The sequence below is a fragment of the Allorhizobium sp. nf9_anc genome (assembly GCF_056323085.1).
This window is the reverse complement of sequence record NZ_CM150481.1, coordinates 4413577-4431887: the sequence shown is the minus strand read 5'-3', so window position 1 is coordinate 4431887 and position 18311 is coordinate 4413577. Positions and strand designations below refer to the sequence as shown.

Sequence of the window (18311 nt, the reverse complement as noted above, 5' to 3'; positions counted from 1 at the left end):
CCTTTCTGTCATAACTGGGTTGTCGGTATCGGAGCAATACTCTCCCTGGGTGCCGCCAACCTTCCTCAGATGCTCCAGCCTCTGGGCTTTACAATGAGACAGAACATTGACTGAGACCTTTGAGCACGTATCTGACAAAAATTCCTTCGAAGCGATCGTTGCGCACTGCGATGATGCGATTATCGGCATTTCGCTGACCGGCAGCGTGATATGTTGGAATTCGGGGGCCACGAAGCTGTTCGGCTACTCAGCAGATGAAATGATTGGCCAACACATAAGCCGGATCATCCCTGCCGAACGCCGTGAAGAGGAAGATGCGATCCTGTCTGGGGTCGGCCGCTCTGAGATCGTCAACCATGTGGAAACGCAGCGCTTGCGCAAGGATGGCGAGATCCTGGACATCTCGCTCACCCTCTCGCCAATCAAAGACTGGAACGGCAACGTGGTCGGCGCTTCAAACATCGTCCGTGACATAACCGCTCGCAAACGCGCGGATGCCGCCAGACAGAAACTGATCGAATGCTCGCGCCTGATCGGGCGTCCGTTTCTGGATGGGCTTGTCGAGGGTTTGGCGGAGGCGCTCAGCGCAAGATGGGCTTTGCTCTGCGACCTTCACCCGAACAACCCTGCTCGCGCGAGGGTTCTGTCTGCATGGGGCGATGGCCATCGGCAGGACTATTTTGAATATGACGTTCAAGGCACACCCTGCGCAAAGGTGCTTGACGATGACATGTGTTACTATCCGGCAGATGTGGCAGGCTTGTTTCCCGAAGACCCACTTCTGGCGAAGATCGGCGCTGAGAGCTATCTGGGCATACCACTGAAAGGGACGGACGGGCGCAGCATCGGGCTGCTCGCAATTCTCAACGACGGGCCAATTGATCCTACGCGGCAACCGCAGGAGACCCTGGCGTTTTTTGCAGGACGCGCCTCTGCCGAACTACAGCGATTGACGTCAGCGTCAGCCAGCGAACGGCTTGGCCGGATCGTTGAAGATGCGGCCAGCGAAATCTTCGTCTTCGATGCGCAATCCCTCAACTTTGTCCTGGTTAATCGGGGTGCACGGAAAAATCTCGGTTACACCATGGACGAGTTACGGGAAATCACCCCGGTCGACATCAAGCCGGAGGTGACGCCTGAACAATTCGAAGCGCTGCTTGCCCCGCTTCGCTCAGGCGAAAAGCTCGTCCAACAGTTCCACACGGTGCATCGGCGCAAGGATGGTAGCGCCTACAACGTCTCCGTATCGCTCCAGCTTCTGCAGGACGAAAATCGCCCCGTCTTCTTTGCAGCAATTGAAGATACGACCGAGCGTGACGCGGCACGTCGCGCCCTGGAACAGGTCTCGCAGCGCCTCGACACAGTCCTCAACAATACGATGATGGCGGTATTCCTGATGGATCACCGCCAGGAATGCGTCTACATGAACCCCGCCGCGGAACGTCTGACGGGATATAGGTTCGAGGAGACAAAAGGACGCCCGCTTCACGACGTCATCCATCACACCTACCCGGATGGCCGTCCGTTCCCGCTGCACGAATGTGCGATCGACCGTGCGTTTCCAGAAGAACATCAGGTCCAGGGCGAGGAGACATTTGTCCATAAGGATGGCAGCTTTTATCCGGTGGGCTTCACCGCAAGCCCGATCCTCGACAGCAATGGCGTTGCGATCGGAACGGTGATTGAAGCCCGCGAGATCACAGCCGAGATCGAAGCGCGCGCCACACTTGAGAATTTCAATGCAGCCCTTCAGAAACGGGTCGACGAGACTGTCGCTGAACGGGAGGCGATAGAAGGACAGCTGCGGCAGGCTCAGAAGATGGAGGCCGTCGGCAAGCTCACGGGCGGGATCGCCCACGACTTCAACAATCTGCTCCAGGTGATCGGCGGCAATCTTCAACTTCTGACCCGAGATGTCACCGGAAACGACCGCGCCGAGCAGCGCCTGCAGAACGCAATTGCCGGGGTGGCGCGTGGTGCAAAGCTTGCAGCGCAGCTGCTGGCGTTTGGGCGCAGGCAGCCCTTGGCTCCTAAAGTCGTCAACCTGGGAAGGCTGGTCAGAGGCATGGATGATCTGCTTCGACGAGCGCTCGGCGAAGGGGTGGAAGTTGAGACAATCATTGCCGGAGGGCTCTGGAATGCATTGGTCGACGAAACACAGGTCGAAAATGCAATTCTCAACCTGGCAATCAACGCCCGTGATGCCATGAACGGACAGGGCAAGCTCACGATCGAAGCGGGCAACGCCTATCTGGATGACCGCTATACGCGCCAACACCCCGACGTTGAGCCGGGACAGTATGTCCTGATTGCTGTCACGGACACGGGCTCGGGCATACCCCAGGACATCATTGACGAAGTCTTCGAACCTTTCTTCACCACCAAGCCGCCAGGACAGGGAACCGGCCTCGGGCTGAGCATGGTCTACGGTCTGGTGAAGCAGTCCAACGGACACATCAAGGTCTACAGCGAACTGGGGGAAGGCACGACATTCCGCATCTATCTGCCGCGGGTACGACAGCCGGAGGCCCTTGCATCGGTTGCCTGGACAGGTCCGGTTCGCGGCGGCAGCGAAACCATCCTCGTGGTCGAGGATGACGACGATGTACGCGCGACTGTCATCGAATTGCTGATTGACCTGGAGTACAAAGTGTTGCGGGCAAAAGACGCGACAAGCGGCTTGGCGATCGTTGAGAGCGGGATTCCCATTGATCTGCTTTTCACCGATGTTGTGATGCCAGGTCCGTTGAAGAGCCATGATATGGCAAAACGCGCTCAAGAGCTCATTCCTGGATTGTCGGTTCTGTTTACATCCGGCTACACGGAAAACTCGATCGTCCACGGCGGCCGTCTCGATGAGAGCGTCGAGCTTCTGAGCAAACCCTATACCCGGGACGAACTGGCCCATCGTGTGCGAGCCTGTCTGGATCGCGACAACAAACGAGCGACAAAGCTGGATGTAGGCTCAGCACAGCAACAGGATGAGGTGCGCAAGCTCAATGTGCTTCTTGTTGAAGACGAACCCCTGATCCTCATGGCAGCCAGTGATATGGTCTCAGATTTTGGTCATACCGTCTTTGAGGCGGGAACGGCTGCCGAAGCGCTGGCAATCCTAGAGGACAACCCGATTGACTTGATGATAACCGACATCGGGCTGCCGGGGATGTCAGGAACGTCTTTGGCTCAACAGGTAGAAAAGCGATGGCCGGCCATCCGGATCGTCATCGCGTCGGGCCTGTCTGCCCCTGATCTGAAGGATGGCGCACAACTCGGTGCGCAGGTGAAGTGGCTGGGCAAACCCTATGACGCAGAGGATCTCAGGCAGGTATTGGAGTGACGGCCGCGATGCTGCCTGTCGGATCTCTTCGTATCGCCGCATGCCTCCGGGGGCCGGTGACCCGAAGTGGAACCGATGACGCTTAAACGGGGTGCCTGTGGCGACAGGCTGATTTTCTGATCCCTGGCCGGCCACACGTTTCCTCGAGCAGACGCCGGATTAGGTGCTAGTCCGTCTTGCCAACCACCGGTGGGCTTTCCTCAACTTGCTTCGGCAAAAGGAAAGGAACCGCCGCAAGGATGAGAAAGACAACGAGTGTCGACAGGACGGCCGTTGCTTCCAGACCAAGTCCTGCGATGACACCAATCCCCGCCGTCGCCCAGATGTTGGCAGCAGTGGTCAGGCCTTCCACCTGTCGCTGCGCGGACCGGACCATGATCGCGCCAGCGCCGAGAAATCCGATACCTTGAACGACGCCCTGCAGGACACGTGAAAGGTCGGCGATCTCCATGCCAGCCTGTTGCGGACCGATCACAAAGAGCGCAGCACCGACTGCGACAAGCATATGCGTCCTGACGCCGGCACTTCGCCCCTTGCGTTCACGCTCATAGCCTAGAATGCCGCCGAGCACCGCTGCAATCGCAAGCCGCACCGTGATGCGAACAATGGTGGACGCATCCGGCAGGTCGGAAAACTCACTGGCGAGTGTCGCTGAGATTTCGTCTAACATGTGTCTGTCCCTGGCATAGCTGCAAACCTCGCTGCTGACGCTCGATCAAGACCATCCCGTAAGACGAGGCGGGACGGTCGAGCGCACTGTTGCCCATTTTGGCCCCCTTGGAGCTGCGAGCGCGGTGCACCCTCAGATCTTGGCCACTTGGCTGTTATCCCTTGATAGTGAGAGGTTTCGCGCATGAGGCCAAGCGGAGTGATCCAGATCGAGGTCGGGAAAGGCTGTGGGCTGAAACACTGGACGCGCAATGCCTGATCGCAGCTGCAAGCGAAAATCATCGAGAATACGCAGAGCAACCGGGAACAACATGATAATCGCCATTAGGTTGACCACCGCCAGTACGCCCATCAACGGGTCGGAGAAGAAGAACACCGCCGTCGCGCCGGGCGCTATCGCCCCGAGGAACACGACCATTACGATAGCCAGTCGCAGTGCGTGCAGTGCGCCCGGACGTGACGTCATCACTTTGAGGGCCGTTTCACCAAGATAGTAATTGTAGATGATGGAACTGAAAGCAAAGAGCAGGATTGCGAAAGTCAGAAAATACTGTGACCAGCCACCGACCTGACTGACCAAAGACTGCTGGGTGAGAACCACCCCGTCGATACCTTCAACACCCGGCTGATAGACTGGGCTTAGAAGGATTATGAAGGCAGTGCAGGAGCAGATGATGATCGTGTCGACAAACACCGAAAACGACTGGGTGATGCCCTGACTGACAGGATGGCGAACATCCGCAGTCGCTGCGACATTTGGCGCTGAACCAAGCCCCGCCTCGTTGGAAAACAGACCGCGTCGAAGCCCTTGGGCCAAAGCCGCGCCGAAGCCGCCGCTGACCGCTTCCTCCAGCCCGAAAGCGTTGGCAACGATCGACCAGATGACACCAGGTAATGCGGTGATGTTCGAGACGATCACGAGCAGAGCAAGACCGATGTAGATGAAGGCCATGATCGGTATGATGACGTCGGCGACCTTGGCGATCCGCCTGATGCCGCCATAGACGATAAAGCCGGTGATGATCGCAAGCCCGATACCGCTCCACAGCCGATCGACGCCAAGGCTGTCATTCACGGCGCCGGCAAACGTATTGCCCTGAAAGGCGTTGAAGCCGAACGCGAAGGCCAGCATCAAGCAGACGGCGTAGATGATCGCAAGCCACCGATGTTTGGCGCCGAGACCATGAATGATGTAGCTCGCTGGCCCGCCTCGATAGGTTCCATCGCCGTTAGAGCGCTTGTAGAGCTGTGCAAGGGTCGACTCAACGAGGCTCGTCGCCATGCCAATCAGTGCAATCGCCCACATCCAGAATACAGCGCCTGGACCTCCGAGCGTGATTGCGACCGCCACCCCGGCAATATTGCCGCCACCGACGCGCCCGCCGACGGAAACCAAAAGGGCCTCACGGGCGCTGATCGCGTTTGGATCTCCGCTCTGGTTTTTCGAGGACAGCACGCGGAACATCCTCGTGAAAAACTCGAACTGGACGAAACCGCTCATCACCGTGATAAACACGCCAAAGACGACCAAGATCGGAATTAATGCCCATCCCCAGGTCAAATCCTCGATCAGTCCAAAAAAGCTGGTGATGAAACTCATAAGCCGCCCCCTCTTTGCAGATGCGGAGATCGGCTTGGCGCGCTCCGCAACTCAGTCACTATGCCTTTCAATCCTCGACAGGCTGGTCTGCCACTTTCCGCAAAGTCCGGATTTCAATGGCAGGCAGTTGTCTGGATCAAATGGCTCCACAGTCCACTTGAAAGATCGCCAGGCGGAATTGTTCCATTTCGCCCTGAGAGTTCGTGGGCGGGAAGCGGGTAACCACGGGGCTGACTACGGCAGATGGCGTCATCTCTACGTCACCTGCCTATGGCACGGGACCATCATGGTCTGGAGAACAGAACTTTGCCCCGATTGACCCTCAGAGCCGTTTCCAAACGCTTCGACGACTTTAAGTCGCTCGACACAGTCTCGCTGGACATCCCCGATGGCGCTTTTCTCGCTCTGCTCGGACCATCCGGTTGCGGAAAGACAACGCTTTTGCGGCTGATCGCAGGTCTTGAAGTGCCTGATCACGGCGAGATCTGTTTGGATGAACAGGTGGTCGCTGGCAAAACTGCCTTTGTGCCACCGGAGAAGCGCCGAGTCGGCATGGTGTTCCAATCCTATGCGCTGTGGCCGACAATGAGCGTGCGCGGCAATATCGAATTTGGCCTCAAGATCTTGAGGCTCAGCGCAAGTGAGCGCGCAGCACGGATCGACGAGGTTCTGGAAGTCGTCGGCCTTCGTGGCCTCGGCGACAGGCGTCCGCATGAGCTGTCCGGCGGCCAGCGGCAGCGGGTGGCGTTAGCGCGCTCGCTCGCCACACGGCCGAAGCTCATCTTGCTCGACGAGCCGCTCGCCAATCTCGACGCCCATCTGCGCGAGTCCATGCTTGCAGAGTTCCGCCGCATTCACAGCCTGACCGGCGCCACCTTCGTCCTTGTCACCCACGACCAGGACGAGGCGATGGCGGTGGCAACCCATGTCGCCGTCATGGACAGGGGCCGCCTGCAGCAGGTCGGCACGCCGGAGACGCTCTATCGCCAACCGGCCTCGCCCATGGTCGCCCGCTTCATCGGGCGGGGAAGGACATTGCCGGTCCGTGTGATCAAATCTGAAAGCGGTCGGACCCGGGTCATGCTCGGCCAGCAGCTTCTCGATATGCCAGGACACGCCCCGGTCGGTTATGGCTGGCTCTGCTTCCATGCCTCGGATCTGCAGCGTGTGGCAGAGGGCGGACAGCTGAAAACCGAGCTCGTCGGCCAGGTGTTCCAGAACGGCGCCTTTCTCAGCCATTGCATGCCAACCGAGATCGACGGTGATGTTATCAGCCTCCCACTCACTGAGCGACTTTCACCCGGCACGCCGATCGAGCTTGCCTTGCGGGGCGGTTGGGTGATTGGAGACGGGCACTCGTCCGGCGGCGCCCACGTGACCCGCCGCGCCGAGACGGTCTGAGACCATCAGACCCATCTCGCAACCTGCCTGGCCCCCTTTCAGCAGCTGCCTGCGGGGGCACGCGCATGTGGCGTCACGCTGTCACGGGAAGATCATCGAACCGTTGTGCTGCCGTCATCTGCCTGCGCTAGGCGAAACTCCTCGCCCGTCGGCTCTGACGGGTGTTCCCCCATCGTCCGGGTCGGACCGCCTTCGCTGCGCCCTGCCCTTTCAACGAGGTTCCCATGTTCATCCGTACACTCCTCGCCACCACCGTCCTTGCCGGTCTCACCTTTACCGCACAGGCCGAGGACACGATCACCGTCTACACCTCGCAGCCGCAGGATCAGATGACCCAGGTGATCGAGGCCTTCAACGCCGATCATCCGGAGATCAAGGTCGAGCTGTTCCGCTCCGGCACGACCGAAGTCATGGCCAAGCTGCAGGCCGAGTATACTGCCGGCAACAGCCCGGCCGACGTGATCCTGATCGCTGACACGGTCGCGATGACCCAGCTTAAGAACGACGATCGCCTGCTCGCCTTTACCGAGGCCCCGGTCGAGGGCATTGATCCGGCCTTCATCGACGCAGACAAGACCTTCTTCGGCACGAAGGTGGTCACGACCGGCATCGTCTACAACACCGATCTGGTAAAGACCGCGCCGACCAGCTGGAACGACCTCCTTGCAACGGATGCGGCGAAAAGCCTGATCATGCCGAGCCCGCTCTATTCGGGCGCCGCTGTCATCCATGTCGGCACGATGACCCAGCAGCCGGATTTTGGCTGGGCCTATTACGAACAGCTGGCTGAAGCCGGTGCGGTCGCAGGCCAGGGCAATGGCACGGTCATCGAAGCCGTCGCGCGTGGTGAGAAGGCCTACGGCATCATCATCGAATACATGGCGCTCAACGCCAAGAAGAAGGGTTCGCCCGTCGACTTCGTCTTCCCGAAAGAAGGCGTGAGCTCGATCACCCAGCCGGTCGCCGTCCTCAAGGGTTCGGATTCGGTAGAGGCTGCCAAGACCTTCGTTGCCTGGCAGCTCTCCAAGGCCGCCCAGGAGCAGGCAACCGCTCAAGGATATTTCCCGATCCTGCCGGGCGTTGCCCAACCGGAAGGCTATCCGGCACTGACCACGCTGAAGATCTTGCCGGCCGACAGCAGCGCCATGCTCAAGGCCGACACAGAGAACAAGGAAAAGTTTGCCGAACTCTTCGGCGGCTGATTGCATCATGCGCAAGCCGGGTTCATCGGGAGGCGAGCATCTGCTCGTCTCCCTTCTCATTCTTTATGTCGCCGTGACGACACTGTGGCCACTTGCCCGGCTGTTTGCCAGCGCCTTCCAGCCCGGCGAAGACGGTGCGCCCCTCGGGTTGATGCTGTCCACGCTTGCCAGCCGTTCAACGCTTCGCGCGCTCGCCGGCACGCTGCAAACCGCGCTGCTCTCGGTGGTCGTCTCGACGTTTCTCGGCGTCTTGCTGGCATTTGCCGTCAGTCTGCTCAAGCTTCGGACGCGGGCAGCGCTGACCTTTCTGATCCTCATGCCGCTCATCGTGCCATCGCAGACCATGGCGCTCGCCTGGATCGAGCTTTTCGGCGCGCAGTCACCGATCCTCAAACCACTGGGATTGGCTCCGGCACCGGGTTCGACCAATCCGCTTTATTCGATCGGTGGCATCGCGCTCGTCATGGGCATCGAACACATGCCGCTGGTCTTCCTCGCCGTACGCGCCGCACTGCGGGCGCTGCCGGCCGACCTCGTTGAGGCGGCCCGTATTCTCGGCATTCCTCCAGGCAGGATCGGCCGCGGGATCGTGCTGCCGATCGTCATGCCCTCGGTTCTGGCGGGCAGCCTGATCGCCTTTACCGCCGCGATCGGCAATTTCGGCGTGCCTGCGCTGCTCGGCATTCCCGGCCGTATTTCGGTTCTGACGACGCTGATTTATCAGCGGCTCAACGGTTTTGGCCCGGCCGCCGCCGGACAAGTCGCAACGCTGGCGCTGCTTCTGGCCTTGATGGCAGCGCTTGCCATCCTGGCGCGCAATCTGGTGACGACCCGCTTTGCCGTGCCACTGGCCTCTGGCACTCCTTTCGTGCTCCGGCGGGCGGCACCCGTCACCGAGACCCTTCTCTGGCTGGTCGTTCTGATTGTGTCCTTGGTGCCGCTTGCAGCGCTCACCATGACAGCACTCCTGCCGGCCATCGGGGTCACCTTCGGACCCGACACGGTGGGCCTTAACCAGTTCCGCGCCGTGATCGACAACCAAACCGTAAGGCGGGCCTTTGCAAATTCGTTGATACTTGCGAGCGCAACGGCGGCGATCTGCGTGCTGGTCGCGGTCCCCCTCGCCTTTCTGTCCGTGCGCAGACGAAGTATCCCTCTGCGGCTTCTCGACATCGCCATCGAGGCGCCCTGGGTGGTTACTGGCACAGTCGTTGCGCTCGGCATGATCCTCGCCTTCCTGAAGCCCCTGCCGCTGGTCGGCGTCTCGATCTATGGAACCATGGCGATCCTTGTCATCGCCTATCTTTCGCGGTTCCTGCCGCTGGTGCTGCGCCCGGTGGCCGCCGCCGCGCAATCGGCCGATCCCTCGCTGGACGAGGCAGCGCGTGTGGCCGGCGCCGGACTCATCCGACGGATCCTGTCGATTTTCCTGCCCGGCATGCTGCCGGCGGCGACAGCTGGAGCGATCCTGGTGGTGATGACCGCCCTGAATGAACTGACACTTTCGGCCCTGCTTTGGTCGTCCGGCAACGAGACGATCGGGGTCATGATCTTTGCCCTGCAGTACGAGGGCAATTCCACCGCTGCGGCAGCTGTGGCTGTCTTATCAACAGTGCTGGTGCTCATCTTGGCGACCATCGCCACACTGGCAAGCCGACGGTTGCCATCGGGCACACTGCCCTGGGTGGACTGAGGGTCTCACGAACCCCACGACCTGAGCCCCTGACCTTCCTCCAGAATTTGGCAGAGTCCGTCACTACCAGGAGGCGGACGAATGAAGCGTTCACGGTTCACGTAAGAACAGATCATCGGGATATTGAAGGAGCAGGAGGCGGGCGCGAGGACAGTTGATGTCTGCCCCTATCACCGCATCACCCTCAGCGAGTTCGCAATGAAAATGGCTATGGAAAAACGGGCCGCATCAGGCCGGATTGAAAACCCAAGACTCTCTCGAAAATTGGGGGAAGTCGCGGGGCAGGTCACATCTTGCGAGATTACCACGGAAGACCAACACAAAAAGCTCCTCGACCATGATGGTGAAGAGCTTAAAAGAAAGCATTTTGAGGAGGAGAATTTGCAATTCTGATTGGTTGCGGGGGCCTGATTGCACAGAGACTTGCATAAAGCGCGCGCCGAGAGCGCAAAATCCAGCCTTTTGCTGGGGTAAGCACAATCGCGGAACCTGGGGCGGCATGTAGTGTGCTTTAAATCAAATTCACCAGAGCTATGAACCCTCGGGACTTTCGGGCTGCCTGAGGCTCCCAGCAGCAGCGGCTGGCCGAGGCGGAGAAGAGAGGCGGCACTGCAAGTATCGAAGCCCAACCAGATGGTGCCGCCTATCAGTCTAGATCAGGCAAATACTAACCGCCATAGCTGCCCGTCTGCGTCGGGACGTGAACGTAGTTCCGATCAAAGTACAGCAGCGCATGTCCATCGCGACGGCATCTTATGTCAACTACTTCGCCGATGAAGATGTTGTGCGTGCCGACAAGGCGGGCTTCGATCAGGCGGCAGTCGAACGAGACAATGGCGTCTGCAAGAGCCTGGTTACCAGAGGGAAGGTTTGTCCAGTCGGCCGCCGCGTAGCGTGCCTCCATGTCACTCTGCTTGCCGGCGAATAACCCGGCGAGATCGCGGTGTTCCTGGGTCAGCACATTAACGCAGAACCGCCGGTTCTCGACGAACAATCCAGTCTGCGATGAGCTGGCATTCATGCAGACAAGCACCGTTGGCGGCTCGTCCGTCACGGAGCACATCGCAGTCGCGGTGAACCCGCCGCGTCCGGCGGGTCCATTTGTGGTGATGACGTTGACCGGGGCGCAGACCCTGGCCATGGCATTGCGGAAGTCGGTCTTGGAAACGGAATTCGTCATCGCACGATCCTACTCGGCCGCGTCGCGCAGGGCGCGCATGTCGTTCTCAGGCGGCAGCCACGTATCACCTGTCCAGCCGTTCTCGTCGTAATCGGCCATGCACTGGTCGACGAGCGCTTCCATCTCCTTAAGACGCCCGCCTCGTTCGGCACCCTTCAACACCTGCAGACGAACCTCTTCGGGAGCGCCGGCATAGTTCAGCTCGTAGAGCGCATGACGGCCGCCAAACTCGGTGCCCGTCGCATCCCACAAGAGCTTCATGATCTTGATGCGCTCGATATGGCCCATGTCGTTGGAGCCGCGGACATATTGCGCAAGGTACCGGTTGATATCGGGATTCTGGAAATCCTTCGCCGACGACGGCAAGTAGATGAGGCCGGAAGCCACGGTCCGGCGCACGATGTCGATCACCTTTGGATAGGCCTCCGACATGAAGGTACGATAGCAGAGTGCGGCTTCGAGGTTCGGCAGAACCGCACCATTGGCCCACGGGATCGGGTTGTGCGCCATGGCATTCGAGAAGGTCCAGAATTGATGGCGGATCGCGATGACCTCGCCGAGCATCGCCTGATTGCCGCGGAAGGCATCGCCGCCGGTGGCCCGAAGCGCCTTGGCGAGAAGTCCCGCCAGGAAGTCCATCTTGACGGCGAGACGCGTGCAGCCCTGGAAGCAGTAACCATGCATAAAGCCGGAAGCCGGGTGGAAGGACAGGATCTTTGCCGCATCGCGCAACACGAGTACATCTTCCCAGGGAACGAAAACGTTGTCGAGCACCAGGATGGCGTCGTTTTCGTCGAAGCGCGAGGACAGCGGGTAGTCGAACGGCTGCGCGGCCGCACTTGCGGTCTGCTCATAGGAGACGCGGCAAAACATCTTGATGCCAGGCGCATTCATCGGAACGATGAACATGACGGACAGCGACGGATCTTCGGTCACCGTCGCCGAGCTCTGGGCAAGGAAGTTGTAGTGGGTCAGAGCCGACGACGTCGCCACAACCTTCGCGCCGGAGACATAGATGCCTGCATCCGTTTCTTTGGTGATGTGAACGAAGACATCCTTCACCGCATCTGCGGGCTTGTGGCGGTCGATCGGCGGGTTGACGATCGCATGGTTCATGAACAGCACGGATTCTTGCGCGCGCTTATGCCAGGAAAGGGCGTTATCCTTGAACTGACCATACCAGTCGGCATTGGCGCCGAGCGTGTTCATCAACGCGGCCTTGTAGTCTGCGGTGCGCCCCATCCAGCCATAGGACATGCGCGCCCAGTCGGCGATCGCGCCCTGCTGCGCCACCAGATCTTCGGAAGAGCGTGCACCGCGGAAAAACTTGTGTGTGTAGCCGCCAGAGCCGGTGTCGGTCGGCGACGTCAAACGAGCCTTGGTCTTTTCATCGTGCAGAGCATCATACATGCGCGCGACCGAGCGAGCAGAATTGCGCATTGACGGATGGGTCGTGACGTCGGCCACTCGCTCGCCATTGATGTAGACTTCGCGACCGTCTCGCAAGCTCGCGAGATACTCGGCACCGGTAAACGGCCGCGATTTGTCTTTCCGATAATCTTCTGCACGCATGTGCGTTCCTCCCATTAGATCCTGACAAACGTTAAATCCGTCACCGCTTTAGAGCCATGGACAAAGCCCCCAATTCGCTGGTACTTTTTCCGGCATGGCAGACAGACACGTCGTCCCAACCTACTTCGTTTACGGGGAACCGACCCGCGCGCTGGATATCGGCTTTTTCCACGTAGAGTCGGTAATGGAGCGCAGAAGCGTGCATTTCGGGCATGTTTCGGCGCACAAGCATCCGCAGATGGGACAAATCACCTATTGGTTCAAAGGTGGCGGCACCTATCGGATCGAAGATCGAACTTGGAATTTTTCGGCTCCAACCGTCAGTTTCGTGCCATCGAGCGTTGTCCACGCCTTCGATGTCGAAGAGCATTCGGATGCCGTCGTGATCTCGATCTCGGACGACCAGCTTCGCTCGCTCGCTGCGACGGTTGATCTGCAACTCGATGCGCCTTGCCTGGTCGAAGGCAACATAGAGGATCCCTCATGGATCCGCCTCGACCGACTGTCCGACATGATCGTCGACGAATACCTCGGAACGACCTCAACAAGCGCCCGGCTGCTCGCGGGCCTGATCGGTGTCATGCTCTCCCAGATCGCTCGACTGGGCGGCGGCAGCACGTTCATGGAAGCGTCACCGTCGACGCGGCTCGCGGCCGGCCTGCGCCGTGCCATCGATCTGCACTACCGTGAGGATTGGCCCGTCGCGCGCTACGTGACCCTGCTCGCCACTACACCACACCTGCTCGACAAGGCGGCGCGGGAGACATTCGGACAATCCGTCAAGGAAATGCTGATGGAGCGGCGCCTGCTGGAGGCCAAGCGCCTGTTGATGTTCACCATCCGTTCGGTGGAAGACATCGCCCGCGAAATCGGTTTCGATGACCCCGCCTATTTCTCCCGCTTTTTCCGCAAGCGAACAGGCGTCTCACCTGCTGCCTGGCGACAGGGCCGCATCGAGCCTGCTAAATAAGGCTGACAATACATCCTGGAAGATCAGGCCGATCTCCACATTCAGGCCAGATACGCCTTGTGCAGGATGTCGGGCTCCGAGATCAGACGCTGGGGTTCGCCGGAATAGGCAAACCGTCCCCGCGACATGACGATGGCATGATCGGCCAGTGACAGGGCGACGGCGGTGAACTGCTCGATCAGCAGAATGCCGGTCCCTTCGCGGGCCAGCCTTGCGACGACCCCCATCAGGCGTTTGACAATCAGGGGCGCCAATCCCAGCGACATCTCGTCGGCGAGCACGAATTTCGGCCGGCAGATTAGTGCCTGCCCCAGCGCCAGCATCTGCTGCTGGCCGCCGGACATGGAGCCGGCACGCTGGTTCTTCCTTTCCGCCAGTTCACCGAAGATCGAATAGATCTCATCAAGCGCCCGCTCGAGCTCGCTCCGGGAATGAGCGTGACCCGCCGTGCGCAGGTTATCGTCGACGGAAAGCCCCGACAACACCCGGTGCCCCTCTGGAACGGCTGCCACACCGGCAGCCCGAACCGCCTCAGTCCCGAGGCCTGAGAGACGGCGCCCTCCGATCTGGACGAAGCCTGCCTCAAGCGGGAGCGCCCCGGCCAAGGCCAACACGAGCGAACTCTTGCCGGCACCATTCGGCCCCAGAAGTGCTGTGACCGTGCCCGGTTTGAGGCTCATCGACACATCGTCCACGACGCGCTTGACGCCCCGACGGACGGTCAGCCCCTCGATCTCAAGAGCCTGCATCACGTTTCCTCCATACCGAGATAGACTGCACGCACCTGCGGATCGGCCAGCACTGAGGCCGTCTCGCCATAGGTGACGAGCGTGCCGAAATCGAGAACCATCGTGCGTTGACAGGTGGCCTGGATCAGATCCACATCGTGGTCGATCAGGAAGGTGCGTGCCCCGATCGTTTCGGATATCCCGTTGATAACGGAGCGCAGCGTTGCAACCTCACTCTGGGAGAAGCCGGCTCCCGGCTCGTCCAGGAGGATGAGTTTGGGCGAACCGGCCACGCAGCGCGCCAGCTCCGTCATGCGCCGTTCAAAGGCATTGAGGCCGGCAACGGAGCGGTGACGGACAGCGCTGATCCCGGTGAATTCCAAGGCCCTCGTCAGAGCATCCTCGATCGCCCCTCGGGACAGTGCAAGAGAATCGAGCACCACCCGGATGTTGTCTTCGACCGTAAGCTCGTCGACCGCCTGCTCCTTCTGAAAGGAACGGCGAAGACCCCATTGCGCTCTCTGATGGGGCTGCAGCGCCGTGAGTTCCTGCCCGAAGGCGCGGATCCGTCCGGAGTTCGGCGTGACGAAACCGGAGAGCACGTTGAGGAAAGTCGTCTTGCCTGCACCATTCGGCCCGATGATGCCGACCACTGGTGCATCGAGTTGCACGCTCAGCCTGTTCAGCGCCGTCACGCCGCCGAAGGAGACGGTGACTGCATCGATCTCGATCATCGGGTGCTCCCTGCATTCGACTTGCTGCGCAGCCGGATCAGCAGGTCCTCGATCTGGCCGGCTATACCTCTGGGGGCGGTGGCAAGCGCGTGGATCAGGGCGGCACCGAAAATGATGTAGGCGGCATTGCCGTTGACGCCGAGATCGTTGAGCAGGGCGGGGACGAGGCGATAGAGTGCGGCTGCGATCAGCGCGCCGACGGGGCTCCAGGCACCGCCGACGATGGTCAGGGCAAAGATCATCACGGATTCTGCAGCCGGAAAGCTGCGCGCGTCGAGCATCTGAAGGTTACCCGCGAGCAGCACGCCAGAAATCCCGGCAAGGAAGCCCGACAGGGCGAAGGCCCAGATCTTGTAGAAAGGGACATCGACCCCAGTCGACATCGCAGCAGCCTCGGAGCGCCGGATCAGTGCCCAGGCCCGCCCCGCCTTTCCGATCTCGTGCCAGTGGATGAGAGCCATGCCGAGCGCTGCAACGACGACGCAATAAGCATAGTAGCCCACATCACTGGAGGCGATGGCCGGACGCGGCATGTAGCCGGCCGATTTCACGGCAAAACCCGACCATCCACCGCCACCATTGGGAAACTGGATGACATTGACGATAATGGCAAAGGCGCCGGCGATCATCAGGGTGACCAGGGCCAGATAAAGTCCCCGCATGCGAAGTGCAGGATAGGCGAAGATCATACCCAGCCCGGCAGCGGCCACGCCGCCGGCCAGCATATTGACCTCAAAGGGCGTACCGAGACCATAGGCGAGCCTCAGCCCAACCCAACCGCCTGCCCCCATCAATGCGACATGGGCGAGCGAGACGAGCCCGAGACGCCGGTAAAGCAGGGCGATCGAGGCGGCCGTGAGAGTGTAGATCGCAACGCCTGTCAGGACCTTCAGCCAGAGGGACGCCAGGAACAGCGGCGGCAGAAACGCGAGAGCCACGACAAACACGACGAGACCGAGCGGGCGGGATCGCGAGAGGACCGGCACAGGGGTGGAATTCACCGGAGGGTTCGCTGCCATCATCTCAATCCTCTCCCGCAAATGTCAGTCGTCGACCGCGCTGCAGCCACATCAAAGCAAGCGTCGCGATGACGAAGGGAGCGGCCACGCGGAATGGAGCAAGCGGCTTCACCAGGGTCAGCATGCTTTCGGTCACTCCGATCAGAAGCCCGGCCAAGAAGGTGACCGGAATGGATTTCAGTCGTCCGATAATGGTGGTGGCGATCACCGGGATAACGAGAAAGGTGAGGACGGCTGGATCGAGCCGCACGAGCCCTCCGAACAGCAAGCCCGTAAAACCGGCCAGCACGCCCGATATGCCCCAAGCGATGGCCTCGACGCGGCGAACCGGAACTCCGAGGATAGCCGCAACATCCCGGTTGTCGGCAAGCGCCCGCATCAGCAGGCCCGTCCGGGTTTTCGACAGATAGATTCCCATGGCCACGGTAGCGATCACACCACCAGCGAGAGCAATCAGCCGGGTGCCGTTGATGCGGACCCCGATGATGGAAAGGCCGAGACTGTCCGAAAACAGACCGAGCTTGCGCGAGGTGACCATCCAGACCAGGTTCATCAGGCCGAGGAGACAGAGCGCGAAGCCGAGGGTTGCCACAGCCTTGATCACCGGCTCCCGGTGGGCGAGCTGCGGAGCAACCAGAAGGCCGAAACCCAGGGACAGAGCGAGGCTCACCCCGATTGCGGCCGCCCAGGCAAGTGGCTCCGGCAGATGCCATTCCAGCACCTGCCATGCCGTCATGGCACCCACGGCGCCAATGGCGCCATAGGCAAAGTTGAGCACGCCGGTGGCGCGGTTGAGGATCACCAGACCCACCCCGCCCAGCGCATAGAGGGCGCCGACGGCAAGCCCCGAGACGAGGAACATTCCATAGGCGCCCAGCATGACCGCGGCCTCAGTTCACGATGCCGAGCGCCTTTTCATCGGCGCGATAGGGATCGAGATAGGCGCTGTCCACGTCAGTGCACTCACCGACAACCTTGTAGCCGCCCTCGACCATCTGGACCATCATGTTGGCGTGGTTGGGCATGTGGCGATCGCCTGTGCCGACATAATAGGGACCGCACAGAAGGTCAGATTTGTAGTTCTTGATGTTGCGGATCGCCTCGCTCACCGTGGCACGGTCGAGCTTGGCCGGATCCTGCTGCAGCATGGCATCCACGAAGAAGCGGGCAGACAGGTATCCGGCCTGGCTAAACGTATCGCGAGGATCATCGGCATTGCCGTGAGCATCAAGAACCGCACGCCAATTGCTGGCATCGGGGCCGGTTCCGTCGATCGGTGTCAGCTCGATATTCACATGCATGACACCGGCCCAATCGGCACCCAGCATGGCGGGAACATCACGATCATAGAGCGGCGTGGAGGAGATCCACTTGTAGCTGTCACGCTGGCCGGACTCGAGTGCCGCTTTCAGGAAGGCAGCAGCCATGCCTGCCGGCAGGTTGACGAGCATCGTGTCAGCACCAGAAGCCACGGCTTCGAGGAAGGCCGAGTTCATGTCGGCAGCGGCAGGATCAAGCAGGACACTCGAACCTGCGAGGTTCTTCGACTGCATGTATTTCTCGGTCCAGCCGCAGGAATACGGACCGACGCTCGGAATGGTGAGACCGATGCACACGACATTGGTCGCGCCGAGATTGGCGACAGCCCATTGAGCAGCACCTACGGAAGACGGCAGCGGACCCTGGTTGGTAGACACGATGTTCTTCGATTCAAAGCACTCCGCCACGGCGCAACCGGAGGCCATGGCCATCACGCCCTCTTCTTCATACAGCTTGGCATTGACACCCATTTCCACGAAGGAAGCGTTGCCTACGAGGGCGACCACTTCTTCGTCCTTGACCAGCTTGGTCGCGACCTGCGCGGCGACTTCCGGGTTCCACTGGTCGTCCTCGACGAGGTATTCGATCGGGCGGCCATTGATCCCGCCATTGGCGTTGACGCAGTCGAAATAGGCCTTCGCCGCCAGCGAGGCGGACGAGAAGTCGTCGGGGCCTGTTCGGCCGACGATGGCACCGACCTTGATCGGCTCACCGCTGGCGGCTTGGCCGTTGTTCAGGCCGCAGCTCGGCGCGGCTGCGGCGGAGCCCGCCGAAATCAGGAACAGAGCTGCGATAGCGGCGGAGCCGCCCAGAAGATGCGATTTCATGTTTTCCTCCCAATGTGAGCCGGAACCCGGCGTCGTGGCCCAAAGGCCGGTTTTGATCG

General features: G+C 60.5%; 15 protein-coding genes. 6 read left to right on the top strand and 9 right to left on the bottom strand.

Annotation, left to right across the window (positions count from 1 at the left end):
* Positions 1-106 precede the first annotated feature (106 nt).
* Positions 107-3337 carry a hybrid sensor histidine kinase/response regulator gene (locus AC02Y0_RS21520; RefSeq protein WP_476381175.1) on the top strand — a complete coding sequence of 1077 codons (3231 nt, stop codon included), beginning with the start codon at positions 107-109 and terminating at the stop codon, positions 3335-3337.
* Between the two features lie 166 nt (positions 3338-3503).
* Here AC02Y0_RS21520 and AC02Y0_RS21515 read toward each other — a convergent pair whose 3' ends face one another.
* Both AC02Y0_RS21515 and AC02Y0_RS21510 read right to left on the bottom strand, forming a co-directional pair.
* Positions 3504-4007, bottom strand: a complete 504-nt coding sequence (locus AC02Y0_RS21515; protein WP_476381174.1) for an MgtC/SapB family protein — start codon at positions 4005-4007, stop codon at positions 3504-3506.
* A gap of 132 nt (positions 4008-4139) precedes the next feature.
* Positions 4140-5606, bottom strand: coding sequence for an alanine/glycine:cation symporter family protein (locus tag AC02Y0_RS21510; RefSeq protein ID WP_476381172.1), 1467 nt, complete (start codon positions 5604-5606; stop codon positions 4140-4142).
* 306 nt (positions 5607-5912) lie between these two features.
* On the opposite strand from AC02Y0_RS21510, the gene AC02Y0_RS21505 reads away from it, so the two are divergent.
* The 4 genes from AC02Y0_RS21505 to AC02Y0_RS21490 all read left to right on the top strand — a co-directional run bounded on the left by AC02Y0_RS21505 (position 5913) and on the right by AC02Y0_RS21490 (position 10295).
* Positions 5913-7007, top strand: a complete 1095-nt coding sequence (locus AC02Y0_RS21505; RefSeq protein WP_476381170.1) for an ABC transporter ATP-binding protein — start codon at positions 5913-5915, stop codon at positions 7005-7007.
* 224 nt (positions 7008-7231) lie between these two features.
* A complete protein-coding gene (locus AC02Y0_RS21500; RefSeq protein ID WP_476381168.1) occupies positions 7232-8209 on the top strand; it encodes an ABC transporter substrate-binding protein in 978 nt (325 codons plus the stop codon).
* A gap of 7 nt (positions 8210-8216) precedes the next feature.
* Complete coding sequence (locus AC02Y0_RS21495; RefSeq protein WP_476381166.1) at positions 8217-9902, top strand: ABC transporter permease; 1686 nt, start codon at positions 8217-8219, stop codon at positions 9900-9902.
* 123 nt (positions 9903-10025) lie between these two features.
* On the top strand, positions 10026-10295 hold the full coding sequence (locus AC02Y0_RS21490; RefSeq protein WP_476381164.1) for a hypothetical protein: 270 nt from the start codon (positions 10026-10028) through the stop codon (positions 10293-10295).
* A 274-nt stretch (positions 10296-10569) separates the two neighbouring features.
* Here AC02Y0_RS21490 and AC02Y0_RS21485 read toward each other — a convergent pair whose 3' ends face one another.
* Positions 10570-11082 carry a flavin reductase gene (locus tag AC02Y0_RS21485; RefSeq protein ID WP_476381162.1) on the bottom strand — a complete coding sequence of 171 codons (513 nt, stop codon included), beginning with the start codon at positions 11080-11082 and terminating at the stop codon, positions 10570-10572.
* Positions 11083-11091: 9 nt separating this feature from the next.
* Positions 11092-12654, bottom strand: a complete 1563-nt coding sequence (locus tag AC02Y0_RS21480; protein WP_476381161.1) for a 4-hydroxyphenylacetate 3-hydroxylase N-terminal domain-containing protein — start codon at positions 12652-12654, stop codon at positions 11092-11094.
* A 94-nt stretch (positions 12655-12748) separates the two neighbouring features.
* On the opposite strand from AC02Y0_RS21480, the gene AC02Y0_RS21475 reads away from it, so the two are divergent.
* Positions 12749-13624 carry a helix-turn-helix domain-containing protein gene (locus tag AC02Y0_RS21475; RefSeq protein ID WP_476381160.1) on the top strand — a complete coding sequence of 292 codons (876 nt, stop codon included), beginning with the start codon at positions 12749-12751 and terminating at the stop codon, positions 13622-13624.
* Between the two features lie 41 nt (positions 13625-13665).
* Here the strand turns inward: AC02Y0_RS21475 and AC02Y0_RS21470 are convergent, their stop codons facing one another.
* Genes AC02Y0_RS21470 through AC02Y0_RS21450 form a run of 5 tightly spaced genes read right to left on the bottom strand, consistent with a single transcriptional unit; the run spans position 13666 to position 18252 of the window.
* On the bottom strand, positions 13666-14373 hold the full coding sequence (locus AC02Y0_RS21470; RefSeq protein WP_476381158.1) for an ABC transporter ATP-binding protein: 708 nt from the start codon (positions 14371-14373) through the stop codon (positions 13666-13668).
* Positions 14373-15086, bottom strand: coding sequence for an ABC transporter ATP-binding protein (locus tag AC02Y0_RS21465; RefSeq protein ID WP_476381156.1), 714 nt, complete (start codon positions 15084-15086; stop codon positions 14373-14375). Before AC02Y0_RS21465 ends, AC02Y0_RS21470 begins: the two co-directional genes overlap by 1 nt.
* The gene (locus tag AC02Y0_RS21460) at positions 15083-16105 is read right to left on the bottom strand and encodes a branched-chain amino acid ABC transporter permease (protein WP_476381154.1); all 1023 of its coding nucleotides are present in this window, start codon (positions 16103-16105) and stop codon (positions 15083-15085) included. The genes AC02Y0_RS21465 and AC02Y0_RS21460 overlap by 4 nt, the downstream gene beginning before the upstream one ends.
* 4 nt (positions 16106-16109) lie before the next feature.
* The gene (locus tag AC02Y0_RS21455) at positions 16110-16985 is read right to left on the bottom strand and encodes a branched-chain amino acid ABC transporter permease (RefSeq protein WP_476381152.1); all 876 of its coding nucleotides are present in this window, start codon (positions 16983-16985) and stop codon (positions 16110-16112) included.
* 10 nt (positions 16986-16995) lie between these two features.
* Positions 16996-18252, bottom strand: a complete 1257-nt coding sequence (locus AC02Y0_RS21450) for an ABC transporter substrate-binding protein (protein WP_476381150.1) — start codon at positions 18250-18252, stop codon at positions 16996-16998.
* Positions 18253-18311 lie beyond the last annotated feature (59 nt).

Excerpts from the sequence above, each read along its gene's own strand:
- AC02Y0_RS21470 (WP_476381158.1), bottom strand. The coding sequence starts at position 14,373 with ATGCAGGCTCTTGAGATCGAGGGGCTGACCGTCCGTCGGGGCGTCAAG.
- AC02Y0_RS21465 (WP_476381156.1), bottom strand. The coding sequence starts at position 15,086 with ATGATCGAGATCGATGCAGTCACCGTCTCCTTCGGCGGCGTGACGGCG.
- AC02Y0_RS21500 (WP_476381168.1), top strand. The coding sequence starts at position 7,232 with ATGTTCATCCGTACACTCCTCGCCACCACCGTCCTTGCCGGTCTCACC.
- AC02Y0_RS21475 (WP_476381160.1), top strand. The coding sequence starts at position 12,749 with ATGGCAGACAGACACGTCGTCCCAACCTACTTCGTTTACGGGGAACCG.
- AC02Y0_RS21495 (WP_476381166.1), top strand. The coding sequence starts at position 8,217 with ATGCGCAAGCCGGGTTCATCGGGAGGCGAGCATCTGCTCGTCTCCCTT.
- AC02Y0_RS21510 (WP_476381172.1), bottom strand. The coding sequence starts at position 5,606 with ATGAGTTTCATCACCAGCTTTTTTGGACTGATCGAGGATTTGACCTGG.
- AC02Y0_RS21450 (WP_476381150.1), bottom strand. The coding sequence starts at position 18,252 with ATGAAATCGCATCTTCTGGGCGGCTCCGCCGCTATCGCAGCTCTGTTC.
- AC02Y0_RS21485 (WP_476381162.1), bottom strand. The coding sequence starts at position 11,082 with ATGACGAATTCCGTTTCCAAGACCGACTTCCGCAATGCCATGGCCAGG.
- AC02Y0_RS21480 (WP_476381161.1), bottom strand. The coding sequence starts at position 12,654 with ATGCGTGCAGAAGATTATCGGAAAGACAAATCGCGGCCGTTTACCGGT.
- AC02Y0_RS21515 (WP_476381174.1), bottom strand. The coding sequence starts at position 4,007 with ATGTTAGACGAAATCTCAGCGACACTCGCCAGTGAGTTTTCCGACCTG.
- AC02Y0_RS21455 (WP_476381152.1), bottom strand. The coding sequence starts at position 16,985 with ATGCTGGGCGCCTATGGAATGTTCCTCGTCTCGGGGCTTGCCGTCGGC.
- AC02Y0_RS21460 (WP_476381154.1), bottom strand. The coding sequence starts at position 16,105 with ATGGCAGCGAACCCTCCGGTGAATTCCACCCCTGTGCCGGTCCTCTCG.